Origin of the sequence: Streptomyces sp. NPDC059456 (assembly GCF_042750055.1) — a bacterium.
GTDB lineage: Bacteria > Actinomycetota > Actinomycetes > Streptomycetales > Streptomycetaceae > Streptomyces.
Genome location: NZ_JBHYVA010000867.1, coordinates 1 through 3,009, shown reverse-complemented (window position 1 = coordinate 3,009; position 3,009 = coordinate 1). Strand labels below are relative to the sequence as shown.

At 72.0% G+C, this 3,009-nt stretch carries 3 protein-coding genes and 1 pseudogene; 1 reads left to right on the top strand and 3 read right to left on the bottom strand.

All coding sequences use genetic code 11. From position 1 onward, the window contains the following. Window positions 1–839: FAD-binding protein (locus ACFXA3_RS39755; protein ID WP_385195851.1), on the bottom strand; the 839-nt coding region annotated here is incomplete at its 3' end. Window position 840: 1 nt separating this feature from the next. Then, window positions 841–1,545: a succinate dehydrogenase cytochrome b subunit gene (locus ACFXA3_RS39750; protein WP_385195849.1), complete on the bottom strand. Its 705-nt coding sequence runs from the start codon at window positions 1,543–1,545 to the stop codon at window positions 841–843. A gap of 94 nt (window positions 1,546–1,639) precedes the next feature. Here ACFXA3_RS39750 and ACFXA3_RS39745 point away from each other — a divergent pair, with 94 nt between their 5' ends. Beyond that, the gene (locus ACFXA3_RS39745; RefSeq protein ID WP_385195845.1) at window positions 1,640–2,518 is read left to right on the top strand and encodes a LysR family transcriptional regulator; all 879 of its coding nucleotides are present in this window, start codon (window positions 1,640–1,642) and stop codon (window positions 2,516–2,518) included. A gap of 52 nt (window positions 2,519–2,570) precedes the next feature. Here ACFXA3_RS39745 and ACFXA3_RS39740 read toward each other — a convergent pair. Then, a pseudogene (locus ACFXA3_RS39740) lies at window positions 2,571–3,009 on the bottom strand (TetR family transcriptional regulator); the annotation flags it as partial.

The following is a 3,009-nucleotide window of genomic DNA, read 5'->3' as shown; positions in this document are numbered from 1 at the left end:
GTGAAGCAGGGGTTGGCGAAGTACGCGCCGCGCCGGTGCGCCCGCCAGACGGCGGTCGCGTTGGAGTTCATGGCGTTGGTGGAGAGGTAGAAGACGTTTCCGTAGCCGCCGGAGGCGAGGACGACGGCGTCGGCGTAGTGGGTGTCGATGCTGCCGGTGACCAGGTCGCGGGCGACGATGCCGCGGGCGACTCCGTCCACCGTGATCAGGTCGAGCATCTCGGTGCGGGCGTGCATCTCGACGTTGCCGGCTGCGATCTGCCGGGACAGGGCCTGGTAGGCGCCGAGGAGGAGCTGCTGTCCCGTCTGGCCGCGGGCGTAGAAGGTCCGGGAGACCTGGACGCCGCCGAAGGAGCGGGTGTCGAGGAGGCCGCCGTACTCGCGGGCGAAGGGGACGCCCTGCGCGACGCACTGGTCGATGATCTCGACGGATATCTGGGCGAGGCGGTGGACGTTCGACTCGCGGGCGCGGAAGTCGCCGCCCTTGACGGTGTCGTAGAAGAGGCGGTGCACCGAGTCGCCGTCGTTGCGGTAGTTCTTGGCGGCGTTGATCCCGCCCTGGGCGGCGATGGAGTGGGCCCGGCGGGGGGAGTCGGAGAAGCAGAACTGGACGACGTGGTAGCCCTGTTCGGCGAGGGTGGCACCGGCTGCGCCACCGGCCAGGCCGGTGCCGACGACGATGACGGTGTGCTTGCGGCGGTTGGCCGGGTTGACGAGCTTGGCCTCGAAGCGGCGGCGGTCCCAGCGTTCGGCGATGGGGCCGTCGGGGGCCTTCGTGTCGGCGATCGGCTCGCCGGTGGCGTAGTGGGTGTAGTCGGTGTGCGGGAAGTCGTTGCTCATGTCAGCTCACCACTCCGGTCATGACGGCGACGGGGACGGACACGAAGCCCGCGAACAGGACGAGGGCCAGGGCGTTGGCCAGGAATTTCAGCGTCCGTTCGCGGCGGGCGTTGCCCGCGCCGAGGGTCTGGGCGGCGCTCCAGAAGCCGTGCCGGACGTGCAGGCCGAGGGCGGCCATCGCCACGATGTAGACGGTGTTGCCGTACCAGGTGGAGAAGGTCGCGAGGACGTTCTCGTAGGGGTGGCCGGCCCACGCCCGCTCGTTGACGGTGAGGGTGGTGAGGTCGAGGAGGTGCCAGACGATGAAGAGGGCGAGGATGATCCCGCCCCAGCGCATCGTGCGGGTGGCGTAGCTCGCGCGGCGGCGCTTGTGGGCGTACTTCACCGGACGCGCCGTGATGTCGCGGCGGCTGAGCTGGTACGCGCACACCGCGTGGGCGACGACGGCGGCGACCAGGACCACGCGGACGATCCACAGGGCCCACTCGTGGTGCAGGAAGGGGGAGCCGAGGGTGCGCAGCCAGTGGGCGTAGCCGTTGAACTCGTCCGCCCCGAAGAAGATCTTGAGGTTGCCGAGCATGTGGACGACCAGGTATCCGAGCATGATCAGCCCGGACACCGCCATCACGGACTTCTTGCCGACGGTGGAGTCCCAGAGCGTGCGCGTGGTGGACGGCCGTCGGCCCGTCCGCGTTGCCAGAGCCATGTCCTCGACGGTAAGGACCAAAGTCCCGAGAGGTCCAAGACATGATGGCGCTGATCCCGATAGGCACTTCCTATGCAAGCGGTATTCTGGGGCCATGCAATTCCAGCAGCTCCTGTACTTCGTGGCCGTCGCCGAGACCCGGCACTTCACCCGGGCCGCGGAGCGGGTGCACGTCGCCCAGCCCTCGCTCTCGCAGCAGATCAAGGCGCTCGAACGGGAGCTGGGGGCGGAGCTGTTCAGCCGGGCGCGGGGGAACATCGCGCTCACCGACGCGGGCGAGGCGCTGCTGCCGCTGGCGCGGCGGATCCTGGCGGATGCGGACACCGCACGGCTGGAGGTGCAGGAACTGGCGCAGCTGCGGCGGGGGCGGGTGCGGCTGGGGGCGACACCGAGCGTGTGCACGGGCCTGCTGCCGGGCGTGCTGCGCGCCTTCCACACCGCACATCCGGGGATCGAGCTGCTGATCGAGGAGAGCGGTTCGCTTGACCTCGTACGGGAGCTCGCTCGCGGGGCCCTGGACCTGGCCCTGATCGCGCTGCCGTTGCCGCCTTCGGCTCCGGCGCTGACCACGGTGGAGCTGCTGACGGAGGATCTGGTGGTGGTCTCCTCGGCGGAGCTGCCGCCTCCGGCGGGGGGCGGCCCGCTCACGGTCTCGGCCCTGCGCGACGAGCCGATGGTGATGTTCCGCCACGGCTACGACCTGCGGGACCTGACGGTGACCGCCTGCCGGGCGGAGGGATTCGAGCCGGTGTTCACCGTGGAGGGCGGGGAGATGGACGCCGTCCTGGGTTTCGTCCGGGCGGGGCTCGGGGTGGCGGTGGTCCCGGCGATGGTCGTCGACCACGGCGGACCGGGGCTGCGGGCGACGCCGCTCGCGGGCTCCCCGCTGCGCCGCACGATCGCGCTGGCGCACCGCACGGACGTCGCTCCCCCGCGCGCGGCGCGCGAACTGAAGCGGATCCTGCTGGGCTGAACCCGCCGCCCTCCTGCACCCGTGCGCGGGAGACCGCCGGGCGCCTGACGGGTCACCCGGCCACGGGGAGGGCCCGGTCGAGCCCGCCGGCCAGCATCGTGAAGGCCAGGTCGGCGTCGGCCACGGCGGCCGGGTAGGCGTCGTCGGCGCTCTGGCCGCAGTCCAGGCGCCGCCAGTTCTCGCGGCCCAGCTCGTGCCGGGCGGCCACCAGGTGCGTCGCCGCGAGCCGGGCGGCGAGCGGCGCCACGGACTCCGCCTCGAGCACGGCGGCGAGCAGCTCCACCTCGCGGTCGGTGTAGTGGCCGAGCCGGGTCTCCAGGCTGGCGGTGGTGTAGAGCAGCCGCTGGTACGCGAGCACCCCGGGGTGGTCGCACAGCCCGGTGATCGGGTCCCGTTCGGCGAGGGCGCCCAGGAAGTGCGCATGGACCGCCCCCGCCGGCGTCCGGCCGGCGGGCCGGTCGCGCACGATGCGCGCCGCCTCGTCCTGATGG

Bases quoted from the DNA above. Each gene is read 5' to 3' on its own strand.
- ACFXA3_RS39750 (WP_385195849.1), bottom strand. From the start codon at position 1,545: ATGGCTCTGGCAACGCGGACGGGCCGACGGCCGTCCACCACGCGCACG.
- ACFXA3_RS39745 (WP_385195845.1), top strand. From the start codon at position 1,640: ATGCAATTCCAGCAGCTCCTGTACTTCGTGGCCGTCGCCGAGACCCGG.